Here is a 25,627-nt window from a genome sequence, read left to right as displayed (position 1 = left end):
GACCAATCATTGGTTCCAGTTTAATTGAAACTCAGTAGTCATTGCCGGTCTGAAAAAGATGACCACCGGGTACCGAAAGTTAAACTAACATGCCTGTTTTCAGCACGGCCAGTCCTATTAGGGCCTGTTAACACTAATCCAATCGACTCTGCTGGAGCTGTTTTTTTACCCAGCAAGGCAGAATGAGCGAGGTTTAGCCGTGCTAAATGAGCGAATGATAACGCCGCTGGGTGGAAAAACAGCCCCAGCCCTTCGGGTTGTGCCTGAAAATGCGCCACTCGGCGTTGCTCGTCGCTCATTTGGAATCACCAAACCTCACTCCTCGCGCCTTGATTGGCGCATTTTCAGACACAACAGAGCCGATTGGATTAGTGTTAACAGGCCCTAGTAAGCTCATTTTACAGATTCTTATTCGAGCCGCTTCAAAAAGACACCCATCTCTTTAGCTGCCTGGACATCCCCGCGGGCCTCAGCTACGGCAATCCCCTTCCGATAGGCCTTCCTTGCCTCTTCCTCCCTGTTCAATGCGGCCAGTGCCTTACCATACAATTTCCAACTTGCTGAATGGTTTGGGTCTTGTTTCAGCGCCTCGGCCAGATGCCTTACGGCCATATCCGCGTCCTTTTCCTTCAAACAGAGCGAACCCAATGTATAGCGTAACAGGGCGTTGTCATTCCCCTGTTCGAGCATCTTCTCCAGGTTTTCTCGTTGCATATTATTTCAAGCCACACGCCAGGTTACCGGGTATCGCGATATCCATGTGCTCAGGCTTGTCCAGCTTCATTGCCTGCATGATTTGAATATAGTCACTACGTGGGGTTGCATTCCCCAACCTGGGATTGCAACGCTTCTCTTCACCCACGGTGCTGCTGGTAAAACCGTTATAGTCATGGGCTGGATATATCACCGTATCATCCGCAAGGCTGAACAACCGTTGGGTGATTGAGTCGTAGGATATGCCAGGATCCCCCGACTGAAAGTCAGTACGGCCACTGCCGCGTATCAAGAGGATATCGCCGCTAAAAACCACTCCTTCGGCAAGAATGGAGATATCGTTATCGGTATGCCCCGGCGTGTGGATGATCTCGAGCTTTTCATTACCCAGATGAACGATATCGCCATCGGTCAGTTTGAGATCAGTACAATCGCATGCCGCCTTTTCATGCACCGCCACTTGACAGCCCAGCCGTTCGCGAAGCTGTCCGCTTCCTGTGATATGGTCTGCGTGAATATGGGTTTCCAAGGCGACCTTCAGGGTCAGGCCCAACTCATCGATCAACCTGACATCACGTTCAATCTGTTCGCTCACAGAGTCGATTATCGCCGCCTCACGGCTGTTTGCTTCCCATACCAGGTAGGTATAGGTGCTCGATTGTCGGTCGAATAGCTGTCGTATGTGTATCTTCACAATAGTTACCGCCTACGCCCTGTTGAGGTGTATTATTGTCATTAGATGTGGGTAGTCAAAGATCATTCAACCCAGGGGGTTTCAGGGAAATGTTCAGCAGATGGTTTGCTACTATTTCCAATAACGTATAGTGATTTGCCCATGACTATCGACAAGGCACGCGAGATTATCAAACAACAGATCAGCTTCGGCAGCGGTTACAACCGCAATGCAGTGCGCCTGCTGCTTGGCGAAATACAGCGTGAATATGGCCTGCAGGCTGGTGACCAGTTGATTGAAGAGCTGAACCTGGAACAGGCCTTCGGACTACATCCGGGCACTGACTTTACCCGCGTGGCCCACTAGACCGCGTATCAGATCCAAAATAGTATTCAGTTACAATATTTGTACATCATCATTCATAGCGGTAGAGCCACAATCTACCTGATCGGCTGCAAATGAACGCTAATCACCGCAGATTTTTACAAATAGATGATGTGGTGATTCAGTATATGATTTGGCGTCGATTCGCGGAGATTGGCGTTCATTTGCGGCTTTGTTCTGTTAGCCAACCATCACTCGTGTCGGATCCCCGCTTGTCATGATTTTTCCGCTACCAGCATTGCCACATCCCGCGTACCTTCCTCCAGGTTACCCAAAAGATTCTCCTCACGGTAATATCGCAGTTTCAAACTGGAGAACAGATGCAACAGCTCATTATCCGCCAATCTGAAGGCCGGGTTACTCGGTCCCAGGTTCGACACAGCAGCCTGTATGAAGGTCTGATAGAAGATCAAACCGTCCGGTAACAATGCCTCGATCAGATCAGGTATCAAGGTCCTCTCAAGATAAAAACTGACAACTATCAGATCAAAGCTGTTGGGAGATGGAGGCAACTGTTCTACATCACGCACTTCTGCTGATAGATTCTTCAATCCCGCTTCTGCGGCATAGGTCTTAAGCCGCTGAATGGCGACGGGGGAGATATCCCATGCCACTGTATCCAGTCCGTGACGCGCCAGGGTCAGCGCATTGCCTCCTATTCCACAGGCAAGATCCAGTGCGGTACCCTTGGCTGGCAGCAGATGCAGATTTCTTTCCAGAACCTCTGCGGGAGTGGGACGTTTATCCGCATCGGCATGGTGCCTGTCCCACTTGTCACGCAGGCTTTGAAAATCGTTGCTGTTCACAAACGATCGAGACCGCGGGCCAGATCGTTTTTGATATCCTCAACATTTTCCAGCCCCACAGCGATGCGCACCAGACCGTTTTGTATTCCGGCCTGGCTTCGCTCCTCGGGTGTCAATCTGCCGTGTGTCGTGGTCGCCGGATGGGTGATAGTCGTCTTGGTATCGCCAAGATTGGCCGTGATTGAGAGTACTCGGGTGGAATCGATGACTGTCCATGCCGCCGGCTGCCCGCCCTTGACATTGAAAGAGACAATACTGCCGGGCGCACGCTGCTGTTTCATCGCCAGGGCGTGTTGAGGATGACTCGCAAGGCCGGGAAAATAGACACGCTCGATCTGTGGATGCTGCTCCAGCCATTCGGCCAATACTTGGGCATTGCGTGAATGGGCGTGCATGCGCAGTTCGAGTGTTTCAAGTCCCTTAAGGAAGACCCAGGCATTGAATGGACTCATGGTTGGACCTGCGGTTCGCAGTACCCCGAATACAGCATCGCCAACCACTTCTTGACTGCCCACCACAGCCCCCCCGACACAACGCCCCTGGCCATCCAGAAACTTTGTTGCCGAGTGAATGACGATATCCGCCCCCAACTTGAGTGGTTGCTGCAGGGCAGGCGTGCAAAAGCAGTTGTCCACCACCAGCAGGCAATCACGGGCATGCGCCAACTCACTCAAGTGAGTGATATCAGCCACATCTGTCAGTGGGTTGGAAGGGGTCTCGAGAAACAGCAGTTTCGTTTCCGGACGAAGTGCGGCCTCCCAGGCCTGCGGATCATTGAGGTCGACAAAACTGGTCTCTATGCCGAATCGGGTGAGGTACTTGTTGAATAGCATGGTGGTCGACCCGAACACGCTTTGCGATGAGACAATGTGGTCACCCGTCTGCAGTAAGCCGATGCATGTCGACATGATTGCCGACATGCCGGATGCGGTAGCGACGCAACACTCTCCTCCCTCCAACGCCGCCAGTCGCTCTTCGAAAGTTCTTACCGTGGGATTGGTGAAACGTGAATAGATGTTACCCGGCTCATCACCACTGAATCGCGCCGCGGCCTCGGCGGCACTGCGGAAGACAAAGCTGGAAGTCGGAAAGATCGGCTCAGCATGCTCACCTTCCGGTGTACGGTGGTGTCCTACGCGCACAGCCTGGGTAGAAAACCCCCAATCTCCATAGTTCTGTTCCCCCATAACCCATCCTCGTTCTTCATAGTTTTTCTGATTCGTTGTGTCGTTACATGAGCGCCATTCTACAACTCAGCTTGCCGATATGCTTCTCTTTTCTACTTTGCGGGATAGGTCCTCATCGAGCTGTTGGGCGAAGTAGTCCTCCAGGAACAGATCAAAACTGACTCTGTCTGATGCCTCCAACTCCCGCTGGCGCTGCCATGAATCGGTCGCCTCCTGACGCAGCAACAGTTGATCCTGACTTGAGTGCTCCTGCTGCATAAAGGTGTGTTGGTGCTGCTTCGACATACGCTGGGCAAATTGGAAAAAACTCTCCCCATTGCCACGCATCTCCGCGAGCATGCGCGCCGAGGGAGTCAGATCGGCATCCTGCAGGCGATAGCGCTGTATCATCAGGCTTTCGCTGTAGGGATTGCTCGGCATGCCCGCCTCCAATAGTTCGCATAGGGGCAGCATGGCGTCGCAGATTTCCAACCCCCAACTCCGCAAAGCAACTTTCTCTCCATTACGCTGCAACATCAATCCGGGCTTTCTTCCCTGGTGGGCGGCCGTCAACTCGTTCCAGTCGATCTCCTTCTGTTCCGCCACATTGATCACCGGACTTGCGTGTAACAGACACATCAGCATCAGGGCCTCGATAAAAAAGATCTGCTCTTCTGCGATACCCAGTGGATGAAAGGCATTCACATCCAGGGAGCGCAATTCCACATAACGTACTCCACGACGTTGCAGGGCATGGATCGGTTTCTCCATCATCTCGGGAATCTGTTTGGGACGCACCGTACTGTAGTACTCGTTCTCGATCTGCAGAATATTGGCGTTCAGCTGCTCATAACGACCATCGACCTTGACCCCAATGGCTTGATAGATCGGACAGGGTGTTTCGATGGCCCGAGAGAGGGTCTCGATGTAGGCGTTGAGGCAATCGTAACAGGCTTTGATACCGGTACCCTGTTCCTTACTGTTCTGGTAACCGATATCCCCCATCCTTAAAGAGGTGGCATAGGGGGAGTAGTAACTGTATTCATCAAACACCTGCAGCGTGGTAAGTCTGCCTCCGAGAAAGGATTTGCATACTGCAGGTGAAGCCCCGAACAGGTAGGGGATCAGCCAGCCGACCCGCTGCAGGTTGCGCAGCATGGCAAAATAGGATTCCGAAATAAAAGACTGTATCGGTGTTTCATCCTGTTCCAAGTGCTGAAACACCTGCCAGAACGGCAGTGGTATAGAGTAGTTGAAATGGACCCCGGCTATCACCTGCATAACTCTGCCGTAGCGGTGACCCAACCCTCTGCGGTAGACGGTTTTCATCATACCGGCATTGGAGTCGCCATATTCTGCGATCGGAATCAGTTCATCGCTTTCGACTATGCAGGGCATACTGGTTGACCAGAGGATCTCATCACCCAGGTGCTGGTAGAGGAAATGGTGCGCCTCGGACAAAAACCGTAACGGCTCTTCACGATCCGCTGAAGGTGGCGTGATGATTTCGGTCAGGGCTTCGGAGTAATCCGTCGTAATGTACCTGTTGGTCAGGGCGGACCCCAACGCCCCGGGATGTCTGTTTTGCGAGATACAGCCGGACGGGGATACCCGCAACCCCTCTTTTTCCAGACCTATCAGCCCCCCTCTCAGCAGCCCGGCCTGATCTGCTTGACGCAGTTTTTCCAAACGTTGTTCAAGTGTCGTATACAAACCGGGAGCAGTCCATGTAATAGATTGGATTGAGGCCGGAACCAAATTGATGATTCTGACTTAACTTGTAAACATGCAATGAGGCAATATACAGGCCAGGTGAATTTATGCCGCACAGGGGCGTAGACTGAAGGCACGCATCATACCATCAATTGTCATTTTGAAGCATGCCTTTACAGACTAGCGCATCACCGCCCTGGGCGCCTGCATTCGGATCGAGTCCGTCAGAATGCGGGCCGCTTCGTTCAACTCGATGCGTTGTGTCGCTTCCGACTCCTTGTCATCAACATCAACATCTATGTCTTCCTGGTCGATGGATTTGATAGCCTGCAAGCCTTGCGACGCCCTGAACCTGTTCTTGTGCACTAGCTGCTCCTGCTCTCGATCATCCCATTCAGACCGGCGGCGGCTCTCCAGCAGACTTGTCTCAGTACGCTTGTCCAGTGCCTGAAAGCGTTTTTCCCGATCGACCAGCATTTCGAATCCGGGATCATGCTCAACCCGGCTCATGTGGTTATCAATGAGATGGGGTACGGCCCATTTCCCTTTGGTAGCGAAATTGGCCGGTCTGATCTGTGCCCAGGGCAGCGCATTCTCCAATGAACGCTCCCCGAAATCTTCTGAGAATTTCGCCATTGGAAACTGAATATCGGGCACCACTCCCCGGTGCTGGGTGCTGCCGCCATTGATGCGGAAGAACTGCGCCATGGTCAGTCGCAATCTGCCCAAGTCTTTCTTGCGGCCGGGTACGAAGCGCCCCAGATCCACCAGCGTCTGCACAGTTCCCTTACCGAAAGTGGGTTCGCCGATGACGATGCCCCGCTTGTAATCCTGGATGGCACCGGCAAATATTTCCGAGGCGGAGGCACTGTTGCGATCGACCAGAACCGCCAAAGGTCCCTCGTAGGCTATGGTTTGATCCGGATCCTGCTCGATCTCGATCTTACCGAAGGCGTCCTTGATCTGAACCACGGGCCCGGAATCGATGAACAACCCTGTCAGTTCGGTCGCTTCGGATAGCGAGCCGCCACCGTTTTCCCGCAGATCGATGACGATGCCGTTGACACCCTGCTTCTTCAAATCACCCAGGAGGTTGCGAACATCCCTGGTGGTGCTGCGGAAATCCTCATCCCCTCTCGCCTCGGCGGCGAAATCACGGTAGAAAGTCGGCACTTCGACAACACCGATACGCATACCCTTCATCCCGTCCAGGTCCTCGATGATATAGCTTTTCGCCGCCTGCTCCTCAAGCTTTATCTTATTGCGCACGAGCGTGATGGTCTTGCGCTTGGAACCGGTTTCAGTCCCCTTTGGCAGGATGTCGAGCCTGACGACCGAGCCCTTGGGACCACGGATCTGCTCCACCACATCCTGCAATCGCCAACCGACGATATCGATGATTTCACCCTCCAGCCCCTGTCCGACACCGACAATACGATCACCCGAATGCAACAGATCACTCTGTTCAGCGGGTCCGCCTATCACTGTCTTCTGGACCACGGTAAAGCCGTCTTCATCCTTGAGTACTGCGCCTATACCTTCCAGGGAGAGGCGCATGCTGATATCGAAGTTTTCCGATGTGCTCGGCGACATATAACTGGTATGGGGTTCCAGACTCAGGGTATAGGCATTGATGAAGGTCTGAAAAACATCGTTGGTATCGAACTGCTCCACCCGGCTCAACAGACGTTTATAGCGTTCACGCAGGGTTTTACGAATCTCATCGTCTTTTTTGTCCATCAACCGCAGATTGAGGAAATCATTCTTTACCCGCTTGCGCCATATCTCCTGCAGTTCAGTACGGGTTTGAGGCCAGGGTTCTTTGTCACGCTCGAATCGATAACTCTCATCGATTGTGAAATCGAACGCTTTATCAACCAGTTTTTGCGCATGAGCCACCGCCTCCGCTACACGCTTGCGATAGAGGCGAAAAATCTCGAAGGCAGGCTCGATTCTGGCATTCTTCAGGTAGTCATCGAGTTTATCCTGATAGAGTGAGAAACGAACGATATCCCTGGCGCGAAAAAAAGAGCGGTTGGGATCGAGGGCGTCAAAGTAACGATCGAGGATCATCTTAGACATGGCATCGTCGAGCGCCACCTCTTTGTAATGGTATTTTTCGATAACCTTGACGATGACATTTGCCGTTTGCTGCTGCTCCGGAGTCGGTTGCAGTTCGCTGATCGGGACAACCTGGCGATTGGCCCATAGCGCCGTACTGCTGAACAGAAACAGCGAGCTGAGCAGAATAACCTTGAAAAATTTCATGTAACTACCTGGCCTTTTTTTGCGCCTTAACAGTCAGCGCTTGACTATACATCATAGTAAACAGGACTAGGATTGGACTGGATTACCGCATCACTGGTTCAATTTAGTGCCTAAAAGGTGTACTGGACCGCAAGATAAAGCCCCACCCGCCTATATATTCTCGTGCAGACCCTGTACCAGATCCAGATAACCGGACGTTTCGGGATTTATAATCCCATGGCGCACTAGAAAGTCAATCACCACAAGATTGCAGTTGAGCTTGAATTCATCGGTCTTTGCAACCAGTCTCGCCACCTCGTCTACAGGCAGCAGCATGAACTCAGCCACTTCGCCGTCACTGTTCCGGGGTAGGAAATCACCCGGGAGCTCGAGATCATAACAATAGAGCGTATCGGGTTTCAGTCCGACAGCTGTCTCGGTGCAATAGGTCAGAACACCCACGGAGATCGCTCGGTTCGCCAGCGATGGAGGCACATTGGCCTCTTCCATGCACTCCTTGCGCAGATTCTCGGCAAGGGAGATGTTGTGGGGCAGCCCCCCTGCCACCATATTGTCCAGACAACCGGGAAAGTTACGCCGGTCGGCCGCACGTCTTGCGATCCAGAGTTTCAGCGTCTCCCCATGGCGTACGAAACCATTCAGATGTTGACCATAGGCCCGCAATCCGAAATAGGGGGCGCTGGCACGATCCATCGTGGCAATCGCCGTCTCCCTGCCGGCATGAGTAACCGGATACTGTTCACCGTGGATATGGGATATGACCCCCTCATCAACCAAGGTCGAGGTGATCTCCGCAAACAGTCCGGTACGGGCTTCGAAGCTGTCGTAGTGACCCTGGAGATGAAGACCCTCATCACCCTGTCTGAAGGCATCGGACCATTGACCGAGGGCCTTCCACACGGGTTGCTTTAGACGCCCGATACGCTGCCCCTGGAAGAAGAGCGATTTGAAGTTCCTCGGATTCCAGTGATTTAGGCGCTCGATATGGCGCAGATACCCTTGTAAGCTCATGGATTGATGGACGCTTTCGTCTCCAGTGGTTTGGTTTTTACACAGTCATATCATCCGATCCGTGACTGCGGCGAAGAGACAATCATACAACCGTGCACGCGGGGCTGTTAACACCCATCCAACAGGCTGATCAAGCTGTTGCCCCGTTATGTATAGGATCTGAGCAGCCCCCGCAGCACCCCTTGTATGCTGACCTCTTCCGGCCGATAGACCATCGCACTCATCGAGTGGTTCGCGGGATGAAGTACAATCTCACCCGGACGCTGCTCGATTCTCTTCAGTGTGGCCTCTTCGTTATGGATCAATGCCACAACGATATCACCATTCTGCGCATGCTCCTGCTGCTCGATAACCACATAGTCACCGTGGTGGATGCCTTCATCGATCATCGAATCCCCCGACACCTGGAGCACATAACATGGCCCCTTTCCCAGCAACTCATCGGGAACCTGCATCGGCTCTGCGTTGTTAATGGCCTCGATGGGCCTGCCGGCAGCGATGCGGCCGAGATAGGGGATGCCCTGCTCCACACCGTGCTCAACCAGGCGAATACCCCGTTTCAGACCCTCCATGGGCTCCACCAAGCCCGCCTCTACCAGCGCCTGGATATGTTTGTGTAACGAACCCCGGGATTTCAGCCCGAGCAACCTGCAGACCTCGTCATAGGTGGGAGCATGCTCATAGTGTTCGATACAGTCGCGCAGGGTCTGGTAGATCTCCTGCTGGCGTCGGGTCAATTTCATCGGGATCCTTGATTTGTTCTCCGGTTGTTCTCTATTCTATACCAGGAGAACAGGAAGAGAACAACCATGACTAGTCCCATTGCAGCCACAACTGCCACAAAGCCGGTTACCCGGCTTGATCCAGCTGACCATTTGGCCGCCAAATTGCGTAGCGAATATGGAGAGCGTATCACAGGCGAACTGATACTCCCCGCCAAGCAGGGTAACTACCGCCCACTGCCCGATGATCTCGACCAGCGGCTCTCCGATGCCTTGCAAAAGCGCGGGATCAAGCGACTCTACACGCATCAGGCTGCGGCCTGGGAATCGGTACGGAGTGGTCGGCATACAGTAATTGTCACCCCTACGGCATCAGGTAAGACCCTCTGCTACAACCTGCCGGTACTGCAGGAGGTGCTGCAGGCGCAGGCCAAAGCCCTCTACCTTTTCCCCACCAAGGCCCTGGCCCAGGACCAGGTGGCCGAGTTGACTGCCCTCAACCAGGCAGCCGGACTGGGCCTACGTACTTTCACCTTTGATGGCGACACGCCGGGGGATGCGCGCAAGGCGGTGCGGACCCGTGGTGATATGGTGCTCTCAAATCCGGATATGTTGCACCAGGGGATACTGCCCCACCACACCAAATGGGCTCAGTTTTTCGAGTCCTTGCGCTATGTGGTGATCGACGAAATGCATACATACCGCGGCGTATTCGGCTCCCACGTTGCGAATGTAATGAGGCGTCTGCGGCGTATCTGCCGCTTCTATGGCTCAGACCCTCTGTTCATCCTCTGCTCCGCCACTATCGCCAATCCCGCCCAACTGGCGCATGAACTGATCGGAGACGAAGTCAATGCAATTACCGAGAGCGGCGCACCGCAGGGAGGCAAGCACCTGTTATTGTGGAACCCGCCGGTGGTCAATGCCGATCTCGGCATGCGTGCATCCGCCCGTTCCCAGACCACACGTATTACCAAACTGGCAATGGGTCAGGGGCTAAAGAGCATTGTCTTCGCCCGCTCACGCCTGATGGTTGAAGTACTGACCAAGTATCTCAAGGATGCCTTTGACCGGGACCCCAGACATCCAGCCAGGGTAGCCGCCTATCGTGGCGGCTACCTGCCCGCTGAACGGCGCGATATGGAACGGCGACTGCGTGAAGGGCAACTCGACTGTGTGGTCTCCACCTCAGCGTTGGAACTGGGAGTGGACATCGGCGCCCTCGATCTCTGTGTCCTCAACGGTTATCCCGGCACTATTGCCGCCACCTGGCAGCGCCTGGGACGCGCCGGCAGACGCCAGCGCACAGCGGTTGGCGTGCTGGTGGCCAGCAGCCTGCCGCTGGATCAATACATTATTCGCAATCCCGACTTCTTCCTTGGCGCCTCACCGGAACAGGCACGTATCGATGCCGATCAGTTGCTGATCCTGCTTGATCATGTTCGCTGCGCCGCCTTCGAACTGCCGTTCAAGGATGGAGAGCGGTTCGGCGACCAACCGCTGAGCGAGTTACTCGCCTATCTGGAGGAACATGGCATCCTGCACCGGGAGGCGGATGAGTGGCACTGGATAAGCGACAGCTACCCCGCCAACAGTATCAGCCTGCGATCGGTGGCGGAGGGTAATTTCGTGGTGGTGGATACTACCGGGGGCGGAAAAACCGTGATTGCCGAAGTCGACTACAGTTCCGCACCGATGACCATCCATGAAGGCGCCATCTACATGGTTCAATCCACTCCCTATCAGGTTGAGCGACTCGATTGGGAGGGACGCAAGGCATTCGTTACCCGCACCCGAACCGATTACTACACCGATGCCATAGACTATACACGCCTTAAGATTCTGGAGTCTTTCGAGAAGCACGAATATGCCCGTCATGGCGTGGCCCAGGGTGAGGTCCATCTTGTCAAGCGCATAACCGGCTACAAAAAGATTCGCTACTACAGTCACGATAACGTGGGCTATGGCAAGATCGAGCTACCGGATCAGGAGATGCACACCACCGCCGTCTGGTGGCAGATAAATCCACAGGCGCTGGAGGCTGCATTCCACTCACGACAGACTGCCCTGGACGGCTTTCTCGGCGCCAGCTATGCACTTCATATCGTCGCCACCATGCACATGCTTTCCGAACCCGGAGATATCGGCAAGGCGGTGGGTGACGGCAACGCCCGCTGGTTCGCCACAGTACATGCCGGTGGACGGGGAGAGTTGCGCAACAGGGAGGACCAGCGAATTGATCCGGCGCAGCTGGATCGCTTCACTCCCACGCTGTTTCTCTACGACAACTATCCTGGAGGCATCGGACTCTCATCACCGCTTTGCGAGAGCCGTGAGACCATCGTTCATGAAGCGAAGCGGCTTGTCGTTGACTGCAGCTGTAACCATGGCTGCCCCAGCTGCATCGGCCCTATCCTGGCCAGCGACGAGATGCGGGGCTACTCGCCCAAACAGGCCGCACTCGAAGTGCTTTCACTCCTGATGTAGTGTCAACAGGTCATAACCGACAATGACACTCGTAACAAAACTCAGCCGTCTGAGGGCACTGAAAAAGGATCGAGGGCAACAGCCTGTTGCATCTGCGACGGATCTGCGACATCGCTTGGCACGGATCGACCGGGCACGACTTTCTGATGATGCGAAAGGGCGGCGACAAGAGTCAATAGAGGAGAGACTGGCAAAACAGCTGAAGGGGTACCAAATCAGCGATGGTCTGATCAAGATACAGCGTCATATACCCCTGCATGGATCAATGGGCCGCCATCCTCTCTCGCTACTGCAACAACGACCCGTCCTGCCCGGAGACAGAGTGCTGGCCAACCGCCGCCAGGTCTACTTCGATACCGAAACCACCGGACTCTCGGGGGGTAGCGGCACCCTCGCCTTCCTGTTCGGTTTTGCAGTGGTTGAGCAGGAGAACCTTGAGACAACCCAGTACCTGATCACCCGCTTTGCCGGCGAAAATGCCATGCTCGAGAGGATTAACAGTATACTCAGCCCAGATGATCGGCTGGTGAGCTATAACGGCAAGTGTTACGACATTCCCCTGATGAATACCCGCTACCGCATGCGGAATATACCAGCCATATTGGATCGGCTGCCTCACCTGGACCTGTTGCATGCCGTGCGCCGACTGTTTGGCCGCAATTGGCCGGATTGCCGGCTGATGACGCTGGAACAGCGCCTGCTCGGTCTGAAAAGACACAACGACCTGCCGGGTTCGGAAGCCCCGGAAGCCTGGTTCGATTGTGTAACAACGGGTGCTACAGCGCGACTAGCGCGGGTGGTGGATCACAATTTTCAGGATATCATCTCTCTCCCCATGGCCCACGCTGTCCTGGCTCGGGTGATTGAGCAACCGGAACGCCATAACGCAGACATTGCGGCCCTCGCCCGCTGGTTGACGGATAGCGACAAGACTGCTGCCTATACCTTGTTAATGCGCCAGCGGCAGACACTGTCAATCAGTGGTAAGAGGTTACTGGGTCGACTAGCCAGGCGTTTCGGCAACTGGGAGTTGGCAGTGGAGATATGGGAAGCCTTATCCCGTGGCGGCTGTCGACAAGCTACAGAACAACTTGCCAAATATCATGAGCACATCAGCAAGGATCTGGAGAATGCAAAATATTACTGTGAGCTGCTCCCCGTCGACGATGAGCAACGGCGGCGGTTGAACCGAATCTTACTCAAGCGCCATCGTCAGGAGATACAACCAGCACTGGATTAGTGTTAACAGACCCTAAAGTGCCTTTTCGCATCTCTGCGTCAGTTCGATAGCCTGCTTGACATAGCCCTTATACCATTCGTTGACGGTCAGAATAAATTCGGACAAGGACTCGGCATCATCCGGATCGTTTATGTAGTCGCTCACTTTGAAAGGGGGAAAGACGGTGGCCGCGGTACAGGTACGTGTCAGTCGCTTGTCGAAATTGGCGACCGCGATGGGTACGATCAGTGGCTCTATGTCGGCCGCCAGCGCCAGACGAAACACCCCGGCCTTGAACGGACCGGGTGACTCCTCGGTGTAGTAACAGCGTCCCTCCGGACAGATAATGATATTGTCCCCCTGTTGCAGCCTTTCCAGTGCCTGTTCAATGAACTGGCGGTTGCGTTGCTCGCGGGTCAGGTGATGATCACGATCCTCCTCATCGACCTCGCCAGGGTAGACATAGAGATACTCAAGGCGGTCGAAATATTGTTGAAATCCGTACCAGTCGAGCTCCGGCTTCTTCACCACCCTGATCGGTGCTTCATGATATTTCGGGTAGATCACCATGCTCGACACGAAGTGGGTGTCCAGGGTTAGGCGAAAATCATTTGGCAGCATATTATCGGTATGGTTCTCCAGATGATTCATGATAAACAGATGCCCTGAGGAGTCTGGCAGGTGCTCCTCGCCAGCCACGTTATAGTGGGTCTGCTCGAACAACGCCCGGAACGCTCGCATACAGTGATGTCGCACTTCCCTTGGTGTCTGATCCTCGGGAGCATTGGCAACGCTTTCATAAATACGCTGCAGTCCCTGATAAAAATGGAGTTCATCGTGCACCTTTTCCAGGATATCCAGAGACAGCCTCGCCAGGTTGCGCTCATTTTCATCCTCGCCATGATTACGGATCAGTTCCAAGGTACCGAATGCATCGGAGAGGGTCAGTCTGTTTTCCAATAGATAGGGGATTTTATGCAGTGGCGAAGTCACATGCAGGGTAGCGGCATTCTGTTCCAGTAACGCCGTTACAGCCAATGTCTCTTTATGATAGCGCCTTGCAATCAATTGGGTACGGGCCATACGCAGCCGATTGCCGATCAACCAGATCACCCTTTCCATTAGTTCTGTTGCGAACAACGGTTCCCGGTGACACAGAGCCGTCAATGCTTCAGCTGTGAATACCAGGGCACAGACTGAATCACTGGCGATTGCGGATACCTGATAGTGATTGGGTTCGACCAAAGCGGACCAGCCGAATGCCTGCCCTGTGCTCTCCAGACTATTGAGAAAAAAACAGATCTTGCCATCACTGCTGCAATACCAGAGTTCGATCCGTCCGCTGACAAGCAGGTAGAACTTCTCCGCCTCACCTCCCTGCTGAAACAGTGTTGTGCCAGGGTTCACGCGAATCATTTGCCCCAATGACAACATGGATCGTAAATGATGATCCGGCATGGCTTCAAAAAAAGTGACGTGGCGCAGAAACCTGAAGGTTGACTCCTGATCGCTGCCCAGGTTTTCGAACTCGACAAACGGGTTTGATCCCCGGGTTCTCATTGCGGCAGCAGGTTCCACCATGTTTCTCCCTTCGACACCGCTACTGGCGATCAGGCGGTCCCTGTTATTTTCAAGTCGATGCGCAAGAACTATCGCCACACGGCGTAAAAGCGTGTAGGCGATGAGCGGTGACCCTCCCATCAACTCAGTTAACAGTGTTCTCGGAATACGTATAAAACTGCACTCTGTTTCACAGCGTACGGTCACCGTATGGCGATAGGGTGCGCGAAACACAGACCAGCCAATCAGTGCCCCAACCTCACTGTCGGTGCCGACAAGAAGATCATCCATACCTGCCACATGGATCAGAAACTGCACCTTTCCAGTTGCTAAAAAATAGAGTGCGATGGCACGATCATGCTGGTGCAGTAAAATCTCCCCTTGATCCATTTGCCGCACCTCGGAGCCTTTAGCCAGAAAGTCGATCACATCCCTGTCGATATCATGGAAGAATGCAAGTTCGGAAAGTTCAGAGGCATCCATCATCACGATCACCCTTTCAAGAGCATGTCACTTATTATTGTCTCTTCTCAACATCGATGTGATTTGAATATTCAAACGACAATATTATTGGCCCTGCACCACTAACCACACCCCTATTACTAATCTATAGTAGATATATGCGGCGCCAATTCAAACCGGAACACACCAAGCCAAGGGATTTTGATCTTTTCTGGCGGGAGACGCTGAACAAACTGGAGAACATCGATCCGGATCCGATAATCGCAGGCGTGGAACATTCGCCCAACCATCCGGAACTTCTACTGGAGTATGTGGAATTTGTGTCATTGGACGATGTGCGCATTACCGGGCTGCTCACTCATTGGAAGGATGATCTACCACGACCGCTGGTTGTCTACAGCCACGGTTACGGCTCTCAATGCATGCCTCAATGGTCATGGGTGAGCTCCGGTCTGAATTGCTTTGGCGTGGATATTCGTGGCTTCGGCCGCTCTCATGACGCACTTCGAGAGTACTCTCACTGGGGCTGGGTATTGACGGGCATCCAAGCACCGGAGACCTCAGTGATAAGAGGCGCCGTCTGCGATTACATTCAAGGCGCAAGAGTCGCTGAGCAACTGCTCCCCAACCCGACCACCCACCATACCTATCAGGGTGTCAGTTTTGCAGGTGCACTGGCACTCAAATCCGCATCGGTACTGGGATCGCCCGACCTGCTGGCGGTAGGTGTTCCCACATTCGGCTGGACTGAAGGGCGCTATATCTTCGTCAAATCAGGTTCCGGCGCACAGATTAATCACTATCTCGCCAACCATCCGGAACGATTGGATGATGTGATGCTGGTGATGCGTTACTTTGATCCTGTCAATTTTGCCGATAGCGTGCACTGTCCCGCTCTCATCGGCCTGGGACTCAAAGATGATGTGGTGCCGGCCAAGACAGTCTATGCCATTACCAACCATCTGGTTGGAAAGAAGGAGATTATGGAGTTTCCCGTCAGCCATACCGATCTGCCGGAGGAGCGTCTTTGGGATCGTTTTGAACAATATTGGTTGACACTGACGATTGAGGGGATCAGCGAGGATTTTGGATCGAAACCCCTCCTTTTCGATTGATAGCTTTCTACCGCAATTGAAGCTCTTCCATCCTTATCGAAGCCAGACAACAACATTTATCATTTATGCGCAGAGTATTTTTTATATCGCCTCCACGAGTAGAGAGAGAGCGTGGAAAGAAGCAGTAATTCAACAGGAAACAGCACAATCAGATCGACTCTGATATTGCACTCGCCTGTGCAGTTTTCCAAAACCCAGGTCTCATAGGCAACGGGCAGTAGCAACATCACGGAAGACAGCGCCTGCAGGCCCTGCTTTGAGCGGATATAGAGTGCAAAAAAGAATACGCCCATGGCGGCACAGATGAGCAGGAAAAGATAGTAGACCAGGATCAACATATTCAAAGGCAAAATCTCAAAACCACTATACAGATCATAGCCGACTGTCAGGATACAACAGTGCTGTGCCTATGTCGCTTGTCAGCGGCACCCGAAAGAGGGGGTCGACCGGTCAGCCGGATCCAACGTCAGCCTCGCTCCCTGGCGATACTACCCAAGACATAGGAACAGAGTACCAGTTGCTGAAATCGATTCAGACCGCGAAACTCCAATCCATGGACAAAGGTGTTTCTGCCATCCCTGCCTGCCGTCTCGCGAATATTACGAATCACACCCATGATTTTCAGCATGTCTTCCCCACCACATACCGACAAGGTATAGATCACCTGAACTACATCCCCAACTTTACCAAGCGTTTGCCGGTCTAATATCCGGGCTCCCGTACTACTGATATCGGAAATGATGACAGATCGTTTCTTCTCCCCCCCCGAGGCACCCTGGGGCCAGACAACTTCCGCATTTATTTCAGTCGGCACCCGGGGTGCGTTGCGCACGACGGCGCTCTCTACATCCGACGGATAGGAGAGATGGACATGTGGATAGGGTTTAGATGATGCATTCAGGACTTGTGAAACAAAACCGAATATATTGCTGCCCTGTAACATCCTGACCGTAAAACTCTGACCATCGCGTACGATAATCGGTTTTCCGTGTTTACGGGGTGTCGTGATCACCAGACTGTGACCAGGTAGAAAGCCGATCAGGGTGGCCGCAAAGCGCTCGGCGTTTTCATTGGGTGACGCCCACTGCAACTGCAGTACATCACCAATCTGCAAGTATCTGACACTGTCTGGCAAGGCCTCACTCCCAAGCGGCTTATGTTAATATTGAATCACAAATCGACTAAAACCAGCTGCTATGATTCAGCACATAACAATCAGTGGCAAGCATTTGTCAGTCTAGGGCATGTAAACACACATTGACCCGGCAGAGACTATATACCCAGCGTTTACAGGTCTTTACATAATGCGAATTTTTTATTTTAAAAACAAGTAGCTGTTAAGATTAGTTTAAGTCCTTTAAATCGGCAAACGATGATTTTTGTGCTTGACGACAATCCGGATACGCCATTTCCTGACGTCTCCCTCGCGGAACGCGAGCCGGACGGGTTGCTGGCGGTGGGCGGCGATCTAACGCCTCAACGGCTGATTCAGGCTTATCAGCTGGGAATATTTCCCTGGTTCACAGAGGGTGAACCCATACTCTGGTGGTCACCGGACCCACGCACGGTACTCTATCCCGAAAAGATAAAAATCAGTCGCAGCCTGAGAAAAGTACTAAAAAAAAAGGTCTATAAAGTATCCTTTGATCAAGACTTCGAGGCTGTGATCAAGGGTTGCGCGGCGCCGCGTGAAAACTCGCCTGGAACATGGCTGGTACCCGAGATGATCGATGCCTATCGCCAGCAACACCAGCTGGGAATGGCACACTCCGTTGAGGTATGGCGCAACGACGAGTTGGTGGGTGGCCTCTACGGCATGGCCATAGGCGCTGTCTTCTTCGGTGAATCGATGTTCAGCCGTACGTCCGACAGCTCAAAAATCGCTCTGGTTCACCTCAGTCGAAGACTGACTCAGTGGGGATTCAAGATGATCGACTGTCAAGTCTATACCAATCATCTGGCCAGTCTGGGAGCTGAAGAGATACCCAGGTCCAGTTTTTGCGCCGACCTCCATCGCTGGACCCGGCTCGAAGGACGAACAGGCAGTTGGGCTGACCAGGGCAGGCACTTTCCAGAGGCCGATATATGCTGAATCCACCTCCAGGATTCGAACAGGAGGCGAGTTATGCTCTCTACATGAGCCAGGTTCACGGCTGCTCCTATCTACCTGGTCGTGAGGCACGCAATCTGTTTCTCGATCCGAATGCGAAAGTCACTCAACATCTCTATCAACAGTTGATAGACCGGGGTTTTCGTCGCAGCGGCTGCTATCTGTATCAACCTGCTTGCCCGCAATGTAATGATTGCATCTCCCTGAGGATACCGACAGCACGGTTTCAACCATCTCGCAGTCAACGCCGCATCTGGAAACGCAACCTGTCACTTTACGAAGTGAACCCTGGCCCCGCCGGATTCAATGAAGCACACTATCATCTCTACCAGCGATACCTGCTGGAGCGTCATCCCGATGGTGCCATGGCATGCAACAGCCCGGGGCAATATTCTCAATTTCTGACCTGCGAATGGGCTGAAACACAATTTATCGAATTCCGTAAGGCCGGCAAGCTGGCAGCCGTTGCGGTCAGTGATCTGCTACCGAATGGCACCTCATCCGTGTATACCTTCTTCGACCCGGACATGTCACAGGACAGCCTGGGCATCTTCGCCCTGCTGTGGCAGATTGACTATTCGCGTGGACTCGGCCTGAAATGGGTCTATCCCGGGTTCTGGATCGAGAACTGCGAAAAGATGAGCTACAAGTCCCGCTTTCGTCCGTTTGAGGCCTGGACAGGGCAACAGTGGATAGATCATACTGAAATCGGGAATCGCGGCTACGAAACGAATGACAGGGTCTGACCTGTAGCTGGCAAACTATTCCATCCCTGGTAAGCGATACTTCGCTGGAGACATTGATGTCCAAACCGATTAGATGCAGCATCTCCGCTGTCCTGCTAAGCACTCTCCTCTCTCTTTTAAGTGGTTGCAACTCCTCCGATAGTGGAGAGACCACACCTGTTGAAGCTGATGTAGCGCTGAAACGATTCGATCATTGTGACGAATTGAAGTCATACCTGATCAGTACAAGTTCGCAGCAGAGTGCGCTTTCGGCCTATGTGCAAAACTCAGCGGTTATACCCCAGGATGACTTTAGCAGTTCCCCAGAAACCACCACGGATAGTGGCTCAGGGCAGCCCGCAATCAATCGTGTAAGCGGGACGAACAATCAGGTCGCGGGTGTGGATGAGGCGGATTTTGTCAAGACAAGTGGCGACTATACCTACCTCCTTTCTGGCGGGAATTTGGTGATTTTACAGACCTGGCCGGCGGATCAGAGCCAGGAGATCTCGAGAACAGAGATCGATGGCTCGCCCAGGGCGCTCTTTTTAAATGACGATATCGTCTGGGTGGTGAGTGACCTGTCGCACCAGAGCTATCCCCAATTCGAGGAGAGTCTGGCGGCTGATATCGCACCCCGAACCAACCAGACGACCAAGGTCACTCTGCTGCGGGTCACCGATCCCGCACAGCCCGTCCTGATCAGAGAGACCGTACTTGAATCAAGCTATGTGGATGCGCGCATGATAGGGCAACAGATTTATCTGATTGTCACTGCACAACTTGATCTGAGCCCTGTGCTTGAGGACCCCGAGAATGTCGAAATCGATGAGCTGTTGCCCTCCCTGGCCGATAACACAGCTCCCTCGGCGAACAGTGACCCCACTACCTCTGTGATCTGTGGTTGTGATGCAGTCTATCGACCCGAAATTGCCAATGGCACCGGCACCACGACGATTCTCGGCTTCGATCTGGCGAACCCGCTGGCAACCATTTCCAGCCAGACCATACTGGGTAACAGCGGCCTGGTCTACGCCAGTCAGGAAAATCTTTACATCGCCAGTGTGGAGGACCAAAACTGGCTCTGGCTGCCGGTGATGGAAGGGGAAGAGGATCCGACACCCTCCACCACCATCCATAAATTCACTCTTCAATCGAATCCCCAATATGTTGCCAGCGGAAGTGTCGATGGCCATCTGCTCAACCAATTCGCCATGGATGAGTATCAGGGTACATTGCGCCTGGTGACCACCGAACAGGCCTGGTGGAGTGATGCCGATCCTGAAAACCGACTCTATGTCCTGGAACAGTTGGGTGACCAACTGATGCGGCGCGCAGTGCTTGATGGTCTCGGCAAGCCTGGAGAGAGTGTCTTTGCAGTACGCTTCGATGAGGACAAGGGCTACCTGGTGACCTTTGAACAGATCGACCCCCTGATCACGCTGGATCTCAGTGACACCGGCAATCCACTGGTCGCAGGTGAATTGGAGGTGCCGGGATTCTCCACCTATCTGCACCCGATCGAGGGGGACCTGATCCTCGCCATCGGTCAGGATACCGATACCAACGGTATCAAGCTGAGCCTGTTCGATATCAGTGATCTCGCCCAACCGGTGTTGCTCAATGAGCATTTAATCGGCGCCGGCAGCTACTCCGAGGCCGCCTACAATCATCACGCCTTCACCTGGTTCGAGCAGGAGCAGATGCTGGCTATTCCTGTGACCCATTGGAACAGCTCGGCGCTTGAAGCGATTTTTGATGTGAATGACATATTCAATGGGCTGGAGCTGTTCAAAGTAACCGCGCAACAGGGCATACAACCCTATGCCGCCATTGACCACGACATTTTCTATCGAAATCAAAACAACTCGAGATGGCTCTATCCCGAGGGGATCCGCAGAAGTTTCTTTGTCTCTGATGAGGCAATGAACAGTTATATCTACTCCATCAGCGACCGTGGATTTCTGGTCAACGACCTCGCCTCACCGGATATAAACCTGGCAGAGATAGAACTGCCAACCGATAGTGACAATGTCTATCTCTTCAACGAAGCGCAACTGACACGATTCGATACATGTGATGAAGTCAAGTCATTTCTGATCGATACGAATCGCCAACAGAATGATCTTTTGTCTTATGTAGGCGCCTCGTCCGGTGGTGATTTCAGCAGCGCCCCCATATCAGGACCCGCCCCTCTGCCGGATTTTGACTCGGGGCAAAGTGAATCACAACCCTCCGTCAATAGCGTAACCGGTACAAATAATCAGGTCGCCGGCGTGGATGAGCCGGACTTCATCAAGACCACCGGCAACCATACCTACCTGCTATCCGGCAGTAATCTGGTGATTATGCAAACCTGGCCGGCTGCCGAAAGCCGGGAATTGTCGAGAACGCAGATCGATGGCACCCCCAGGGCGCTGTTTCTCTATGAGGATATCGTCTGGGTGGTGAGTGATATGTCGCAGTCCAGCCACCCACAATTCGCCCAGAGTCTTGCAGCGGATTTCGCACCCAGAGTTTATCAAATGACCAAGGTCACAATGTTCCGGGTCACCAATCCCCAGCAACCTGCCCTGATCAGGGAGACGGTACTCGAATCGAGCTATGTGGATGCGCGCAGAATCGGTCCGCAAGTCTACCTGATTGTTAGCGCGTTAATCGATCTGAACCCTGCGCTTGACGATCCCGTCAATGTGGAGATCGATGAACTGCTGCCGATTCAGTCAGATAACACTGCTCCCGGGACAGAGACTCAACCCGACACCTCAGCGATCTGTGGTTGTGACGCAATCTATCGGCCTGAAATTCCCAACGGCACCGGTACCCTGACGATTCTCAATTTCGATCTGGCCAACCCGTTGGCTGATACTTCCAGCCAGACCATACTGGGCAATACCGGTCTGGTCTACGCCAGTCAGGACAATCTCTACATCGCCAGTGTCGAGGACAATTTCTGGACCTGGTTGCCTGTGATGCTAGGGGGAGCTGATCTCACAGTTACCACCACCATCCATAAATTCAGTCTTCAATCATCCCCCCAATATCTTGCCAGTGGTCGTGTCGAGGGCCATCTGCTGAATCAATTCGCCATGGATGAACACCAGGGTGTGTTGCGCCTGGTGACGTCCGAGCGGGACTGGCGGTCATGGGAAACAAACAACCGGCTTTATGTATTGGCCCAATCGGGAGAGCAACTGGCAGAGCGCGCCTATCTGGAAGGTCTCGGCAAACCCGGTGAAGAGGTCTATGCGGTGCGCTTCGATGAGGAGAAGGGCTATGTGGTGACCTTCCAACAGATCGATCCTCTGATCACCCTGGACCTCAGCGATAACAGAAATCCGCTGGTTGCAGGTGAATTGGAGGTACCGGGATTCTCCACCTACCTGCACCCCATCGAGGGGGATATGATTCTTGCCGTCGGCCGTGAAGGCAGAAGTATCAAGCTCAGCCTGTTCGATATCAGTGATTTCGCCCAGCCTGCGTTGCTATATGACCATCTTATCGGCTCTAGAAGTTACACCGAAGCCGCCTACAACCATCACGCCTTCACCTGGTTCGAGCAGGAGAAGATGCTAGCTATCCCAATAACGGAATGGGGTCAAACAGGTACCACATTTGATTACAACGACATATTCAACGGGCTGGAACTGTTCAGGGTCACTGCGCAAGCGGGTATCCAACCCTATGCCGCCATCGACCATGACATTTTCTACAAGGATCCAAACAGCCCGAACTTTTACTACCCCGAGAGCGTACGCAGGAGTTTCTTTGTCGCCGATGATGCAATGAACAGTTATATCTATTCCATCAGCGGCCGGGGATTACTGGTCAACGACCTCGCGGCACCGGACACCAACCTGGCGGAGATCGAACTGCCGAGTGACAATAACGATTATCTTTATTAGCGCTACCTGAGACATCTATTTTTTACGTTAATGCCACTTACCCTGGCCATGGGTCTGATCCTGTCCGGTCGTATACATAACAGCACATAACACAATTGCGTTTATTCGCGTTCATTTGCGGACTAAAAAAATCATTCGCGAGTATTTGCGGCTGTTTTTTAACAGTTTGGCACTCACTTGAGCTGGGGAGAGCCTTGACAGGCAGCTTCATGCTATATGACGCACTATTGCGTGATATGCCCCACACCTCCACTTATCACAATCTATTAATTACTTACGAATCTGTAGTTTAGCGATTGGTCCGCTAATTGCCTTTGTATCAGGGATCTCTGTCCAAGGACGCACTATTTTTCCCCAGGTAAAAGGCACATTGAGGTGAACCTATGCCTGATTGATTCGGATATGAAGTTGTATGAAACGCCAGCCACGAAACAAAAATCTCAAATACCCCCTCATTATTTCTCTCACCCTTTTTCATCTCAGCATATCCGCCGCTGATGAGAATGAAGTTGCAGAGCCAGATACCGATGAAGAATATGACATCATCAGTGTCACCGCCTCCCGCGTCGAACGACGCACCCAGGATGTTGCCGGTTCCATCGACGTGATCGATGCCGAGCGCATCGAAAGCGAAAAAATGTTCAATATCAAGGACGCCATCCAGGGCAGCCCCGGCGTTCTGATCAACTCCAAGAATTCTGCCTATGACAGCCGTCTTATCATCCGCGGTGCCGGGCAGAAGGCCAATTATGGCGTTCGGGAGATCATGGTCATCCGCGATGGCGTACCGATGACCGACCCGGACAGCTTCTCCCGTTTCGACTTTATCGATACCCAGGATATCGAGCGCATCGAGATCACCAAAGGGCCTGGATCACTGTTCGGTGCCGGTTCCTCCGGCGGCACCATTCAGATCATTTCCAAGTCGGTGTTCGATACCGACAGCAACCGCATCAAACTGGGTGTCGGTGAGTTCGGTCAAGGCAATCTGCATGGCCGTCTTGCTGGTGATCTCGATGACAGCAATGCCTACTCTCTCACGGCCTCCTACCGTAAGAGCGATAACAACTGGCGGGAATGGAATGAATTCGAGTCCAAGCAGCTCGCATTCAAACACGGTTATCTGCTCGATAGCGGCGCCACCCTGGAATCTGAGCTGAGCTATCACGAGGCGGATCTGCAGATCCCGGGGTCCATGGATGAGAGCGAATTCGAAAGCTACCTCGAAAGTGGAGAGCAGAAAGATACCACCAGCAGTCCCTGGCAGCACAGCGGCCGTTACTCGACCATCTGGTTCTTCAACTCCCGCTATGAACAGGAGATGGGCGACCTGACCCTGAAACCGCGTATCTACGCCAATCACTGGGACCATTACCATCCGGTCACCGGCGCAATCAACGACAATCCCGGCACGCTCGTGCTCGGCACAGACCTCGAGATGGCCTACAAGCACCAACTCTGGGGCCCCAGTACCCTGGTTGCAGGCGTGACCGCCCGGCGCGACAACACTGAAGGGGCAAAAAAATTCACCTACGCGGATGTTGAAACCAGCCCGCCGCCCCCCTGGAATCCGATGGGGCCTGAAACCATCCTGCATACCAACTCCGATGAAGCCGGCGAATTACTCGAGGAGGAGGATGCGACTAATACATTGTACGGTTTCTTTATCCAGGAGACCCTGCAACCGAATCGACGCACCACCCTCGACATCGGCTTTCGTTACGATCGCAACCACTTCGATATCGACAATACCGCCTATGGCGAATACAGCTGGGGCGCCGCAAGCTATACCTTCTTCGATACCCCGGAGATCACCAATACAGATAAGACCTTCAACCTCTTCTCACCCAAGCTGGGCCTGACCTATGAACTCAGCAATTTGTTGAATCTTTACACTGTCGTCGCCCAGTCGGGACAGGTCCCATCGGAGTCGGAGATTCAGAGCAACCCGAAACTTGATGCCGCCACCGCACGCAATGTGGAGATCGGTTTGAAGGGGCGTGCTCAAGCATGGTCCTTCGACCTGGCCCTCTACCGCACCACGGTCAGTGACGAGATCGTTTCGGTATTGAATGAGGATCTGACCACAGAGTTTCAAAATGCCGGCGAGACGTTGAAGAAGGGATTGGAGTTAAGCGGGCGCTACGATCTCAACCGCCATTTCTGGCTGGAAGGCAGTTTTGCTTACAGCGACTACAGCTTCACTGACTTTGAGGAGTTGGTGCGTACAGGCCGAACCCAAACACCGGTCGATCGCTCCGGCAATCAGCTTCCCTTCATACCCAGGCAACAATACGGCCTCGGCATGGGCTACAGTCACCCGGCCGGTTTCAAAGCGGTATTACGCAGCAACAGCTGGGGCAGCTACTACGTCGACAATGCCAATACGGAAAAGTATGGCGGCTATGATTTTGTCACGAACCTGTTGCTGAGTTATCAAACCGGTTCTCACGCTCTCTCACTGAACGTGGAAAACCTGTTCGACAAGCTCTACGCCCTCGAAGTCAAGAAGAGCACCAGCGGCGATAAGACCTTCTCGGCTGCCTCTCCGCGCAGCGCCATGCTGAGTTACACCTATAAATTTTAA

20 protein-coding genes are annotated in these 25,627 nt (G+C 53.3%); 8 read left to right on the top strand and 12 right to left on the bottom strand.

What is annotated here, in order from left to right:
- Positions 1-38: 38 nt before the first annotated feature.
- From AB8516_RS21145 to AB8516_RS21135, 3 genes are all read right to left on the bottom strand, one after another.
- A complete protein-coding gene (locus tag AB8516_RS21145) occupies positions 39-299 on the bottom strand; it encodes a hypothetical protein (RefSeq protein WP_369163188.1) in 261 nt (86 codons plus the stop codon).
- A gap of 109 nt (positions 300-408) precedes the next feature.
- The gene (locus tag AB8516_RS21140; protein ID WP_069125927.1) at positions 409-714 is read right to left on the bottom strand and encodes a tetratricopeptide repeat protein; all 306 of its coding nucleotides are present in this window, start codon (positions 712-714) and stop codon (positions 409-411) included.
- Between the two features lies 1 nt (position 715).
- Positions 716-1,408 carry an MBL fold metallo-hydrolase gene (locus AB8516_RS21135; RefSeq protein WP_369163186.1) on the bottom strand — a complete coding sequence of 231 codons (693 nt, stop codon included), beginning with the start codon at positions 1,406-1,408 and terminating at the stop codon, positions 716-718.
- Positions 1,409-1,549: 141 nt separating this feature from the next.
- Here AB8516_RS21135 and AB8516_RS21130 point away from each other — a divergent pair, with 141 nt between their 5' ends.
- Complete coding sequence (locus AB8516_RS21130; RefSeq protein WP_108292505.1) at positions 1,550-1,753, top strand: hypothetical protein; 204 nt, start codon at positions 1,550-1,552, stop codon at positions 1,751-1,753.
- Between the two features lie 233 nt (positions 1,754-1,986).
- On the opposite strand, the gene AB8516_RS21125 is transcribed toward AB8516_RS21130, so the two are convergent.
- The 6 genes from AB8516_RS21125 to lexA all read right to left on the bottom strand — a co-directional run bounded on the left by AB8516_RS21125 (position 1,987) and on the right by lexA (position 9,478).
- On the bottom strand, positions 1,987-2,577 hold the full coding sequence (locus tag AB8516_RS21125) for a class I SAM-dependent methyltransferase (RefSeq protein WP_369163184.1): 591 nt from the start codon (positions 2,575-2,577) through the stop codon (positions 1,987-1,989).
- Positions 2,574-3,764 carry an O-succinylhomoserine sulfhydrylase gene (locus tag AB8516_RS21120; RefSeq protein WP_369163183.1) on the bottom strand — a complete coding sequence of 397 codons (1,191 nt, stop codon included), beginning with the start codon at positions 3,762-3,764 and terminating at the stop codon, positions 2,574-2,576. The genes AB8516_RS21125 and AB8516_RS21120 overlap by 4 nt, the downstream gene beginning before the upstream one ends.
- Positions 3,765-3,830: 66 nt before the next feature.
- Positions 3,831-5,456 carry a glutamate--cysteine ligase gene (gshA, locus tag AB8516_RS21115; RefSeq protein WP_369163182.1) on the bottom strand — a complete coding sequence of 542 codons (1,626 nt, stop codon included), beginning with the start codon at positions 5,454-5,456 and terminating at the stop codon, positions 3,831-3,833.
- Positions 5,457-5,636: 180 nt separating this feature from the next.
- Positions 5,637-7,724 (bottom strand): carboxy terminal-processing peptidase, encoded by a 2,088-nt coding sequence (locus AB8516_RS21110; RefSeq protein WP_369163181.1) that lies wholly within the window; start codon positions 7,722-7,724, stop codon positions 5,637-5,639.
- A 150-nt stretch (positions 7,725-7,874) separates the two neighbouring features.
- The gene (locus AB8516_RS21105; RefSeq protein WP_369163179.1) at positions 7,875-8,735 is read right to left on the bottom strand and encodes a DUF4743 domain-containing protein; all 861 of its coding nucleotides are present in this window, start codon (positions 8,733-8,735) and stop codon (positions 7,875-7,877) included.
- Between the two features lie 146 nt (positions 8,736-8,881).
- On the bottom strand, positions 8,882-9,478 hold the full coding sequence (lexA, locus tag AB8516_RS21100; protein ID WP_369163178.1) for a transcriptional repressor LexA: 597 nt from the start codon (positions 9,476-9,478) through the stop codon (positions 8,882-8,884).
- Between the two features lie 66 nt (positions 9,479-9,544).
- On the opposite strand from lexA, the gene AB8516_RS21095 reads away from it, so the two are divergent.
- Complete coding sequence (locus AB8516_RS21095; RefSeq protein ID WP_369163176.1) at positions 9,545-11,944, top strand: DEAD/DEAH box helicase; 2,400 nt, start codon at positions 9,545-9,547, stop codon at positions 11,942-11,944.
- A gap of 22 nt (positions 11,945-11,966) precedes the next feature.
- Entirely contained in the window at positions 11,967-13,184 is a 1,218-nt protein-coding gene (locus AB8516_RS21090; protein WP_369163175.1) for a ribonuclease H-like domain-containing protein, read from the top strand.
- A 12-nt stretch (positions 13,185-13,196) separates the two neighbouring features.
- Here AB8516_RS21090 and AB8516_RS21085 read toward each other — a convergent pair whose 3' ends face one another.
- Positions 13,197-15,209 (bottom strand): cyclic nucleotide-binding domain-containing protein, encoded by a 2,013-nt coding sequence (locus tag AB8516_RS21085; RefSeq protein ID WP_369163173.1) that lies wholly within the window; start codon positions 15,207-15,209, stop codon positions 13,197-13,199.
- A 134-nt stretch (positions 15,210-15,343) separates the two neighbouring features.
- On the opposite strand from AB8516_RS21085, the gene AB8516_RS21080 reads away from it, so the two are divergent.
- Positions 15,344-16,300 (top strand): acetylxylan esterase, encoded by a 957-nt coding sequence (locus AB8516_RS21080; protein ID WP_369163172.1) that lies wholly within the window; start codon positions 15,344-15,346, stop codon positions 16,298-16,300.
- A gap of 59 nt (positions 16,301-16,359) precedes the next feature.
- Here AB8516_RS21080 and AB8516_RS21075 read toward each other — a convergent pair whose 3' ends face one another.
- Together AB8516_RS21075 and AB8516_RS21070 are read right to left on the bottom strand one after the other, a co-directional pair.
- Positions 16,360-16,644, bottom strand: coding sequence for a hypothetical protein (locus tag AB8516_RS21075; RefSeq protein WP_369163170.1), 285 nt, complete (start codon positions 16,642-16,644; stop codon positions 16,360-16,362).
- 122 nt (positions 16,645-16,766) lie between these two features.
- Positions 16,767-17,435, bottom strand: a complete 669-nt coding sequence (locus AB8516_RS21070; RefSeq protein ID WP_108292406.1) for a flagellar brake protein — start codon at positions 17,433-17,435, stop codon at positions 16,767-16,769.
- A 237-nt stretch (positions 17,436-17,672) separates the two neighbouring features.
- Here AB8516_RS21070 and aat point away from each other — a divergent pair, with 237 nt between their 5' ends.
- From aat to AB8516_RS21050, 4 genes are all read left to right on the top strand, one after another.
- Positions 17,673-18,392, top strand: a complete 720-nt coding sequence (aat, locus tag AB8516_RS21065) for a leucyl/phenylalanyl-tRNA--protein transferase (protein WP_108292408.1) — start codon at positions 17,673-17,675, stop codon at positions 18,390-18,392.
- Positions 18,386-19,156 carry an arginyltransferase gene (locus tag AB8516_RS21060; protein ID WP_369163167.1) on the top strand — a complete coding sequence of 257 codons (771 nt, stop codon included), beginning with the start codon at positions 18,386-18,388 and terminating at the stop codon, positions 19,154-19,156. The genes aat and AB8516_RS21060 overlap by 7 nt, the downstream gene beginning before the upstream one ends.
- A gap of 56 nt (positions 19,157-19,212) precedes the next feature.
- A complete protein-coding gene (locus AB8516_RS21055) occupies positions 19,213-23,040 on the top strand; it encodes a beta-propeller domain-containing protein (RefSeq protein WP_369163165.1) in 3,828 nt (1,275 codons plus the stop codon).
- Positions 23,041-23,452: 412 nt separating this feature from the next.
- Positions 23,453-25,627, top strand: a complete 2,175-nt coding sequence (locus AB8516_RS21050; protein WP_369163164.1) for a TonB-dependent receptor — start codon at positions 23,453-23,455, stop codon at positions 25,625-25,627.

The sequence above is a fragment of the Candidatus Thiodiazotropha sp. LNASS1 genome (genome assembly GCF_964212655.1).
GTDB lineage: Bacteria > Pseudomonadota > Gammaproteobacteria > Chromatiales > Chromatiaceae > Thiodiazotropha.
The sequence above is the reverse complement of the archived record's forward strand: the minus strand, read 5'-3'. Positions and strand labels throughout refer to the sequence as shown.

Coding starts and splice junctions, on each gene's coding strand:
- AB8516_RS21090 (WP_369163175.1), top strand. CDS start 11,967: ATGACACTCGTAACAAAACTCAGCCGTCTGAGGGCACTGAAAAAGGAT.
- AB8516_RS21060 (WP_369163167.1), top strand. CDS start 18,386: ATGCTGAATCCACCTCCAGGATTCGAACAGGAGGCGAGTTATGCTCTC.
- aat (WP_108292408.1), top strand. CDS start 17,673: ATGATTTTTGTGCTTGACGACAATCCGGATACGCCATTTCCTGACGTC.
- AB8516_RS21050 (WP_369163164.1), top strand. CDS start 23,453: ATGAAACGCCAGCCACGAAACAAAAATCTCAAATACCCCCTCATTATT.
- AB8516_RS21145 (WP_369163188.1), bottom strand. CDS start 299: ATGAGCGACGAGCAACGCCGAGTGGCGCATTTTCAGGCACAACCCGAA.
- AB8516_RS21140 (WP_069125927.1), bottom strand. CDS start 714: ATGCAACGAGAAAACCTGGAGAAGATGCTCGAACAGGGGAATGACAAC.
- AB8516_RS21130 (WP_108292505.1), top strand. CDS start 1,550: ATGACTATCGACAAGGCACGCGAGATTATCAAACAACAGATCAGCTTC.
- lexA (WP_369163178.1), bottom strand. CDS start 9,478: ATGAAATTGACCCGACGCCAGCAGGAGATCTACCAGACCCTGCGCGAC.
- AB8516_RS21080 (WP_369163172.1), top strand. CDS start 15,344: ATGCGGCGCCAATTCAAACCGGAACACACCAAGCCAAGGGATTTTGAT.
- AB8516_RS21110 (WP_369163181.1), bottom strand. CDS start 7,724: ATGAAATTTTTCAAGGTTATTCTGCTCAGCTCGCTGTTTCTGTTCAGC.
- AB8516_RS21120 (WP_369163183.1), bottom strand. CDS start 3,764: ATGGGGGAACAGAACTATGGAGATTGGGGGTTTTCTACCCAGGCTGTG.
- AB8516_RS21055 (WP_369163165.1), top strand. CDS start 19,213: ATGTCCAAACCGATTAGATGCAGCATCTCCGCTGTCCTGCTAAGCACT.
- AB8516_RS21085 (WP_369163173.1), bottom strand. CDS start 15,209: ATGATGGATGCCTCTGAACTTTCCGAACTTGCATTCTTCCATGATATC.
- AB8516_RS21105 (WP_369163179.1), bottom strand. CDS start 8,735: ATGAGCTTACAAGGGTATCTGCGCCATATCGAGCGCCTAAATCACTGG.
- AB8516_RS21095 (WP_369163176.1), top strand. CDS start 9,545: ATGACTAGTCCCATTGCAGCCACAACTGCCACAAAGCCGGTTACCCGG.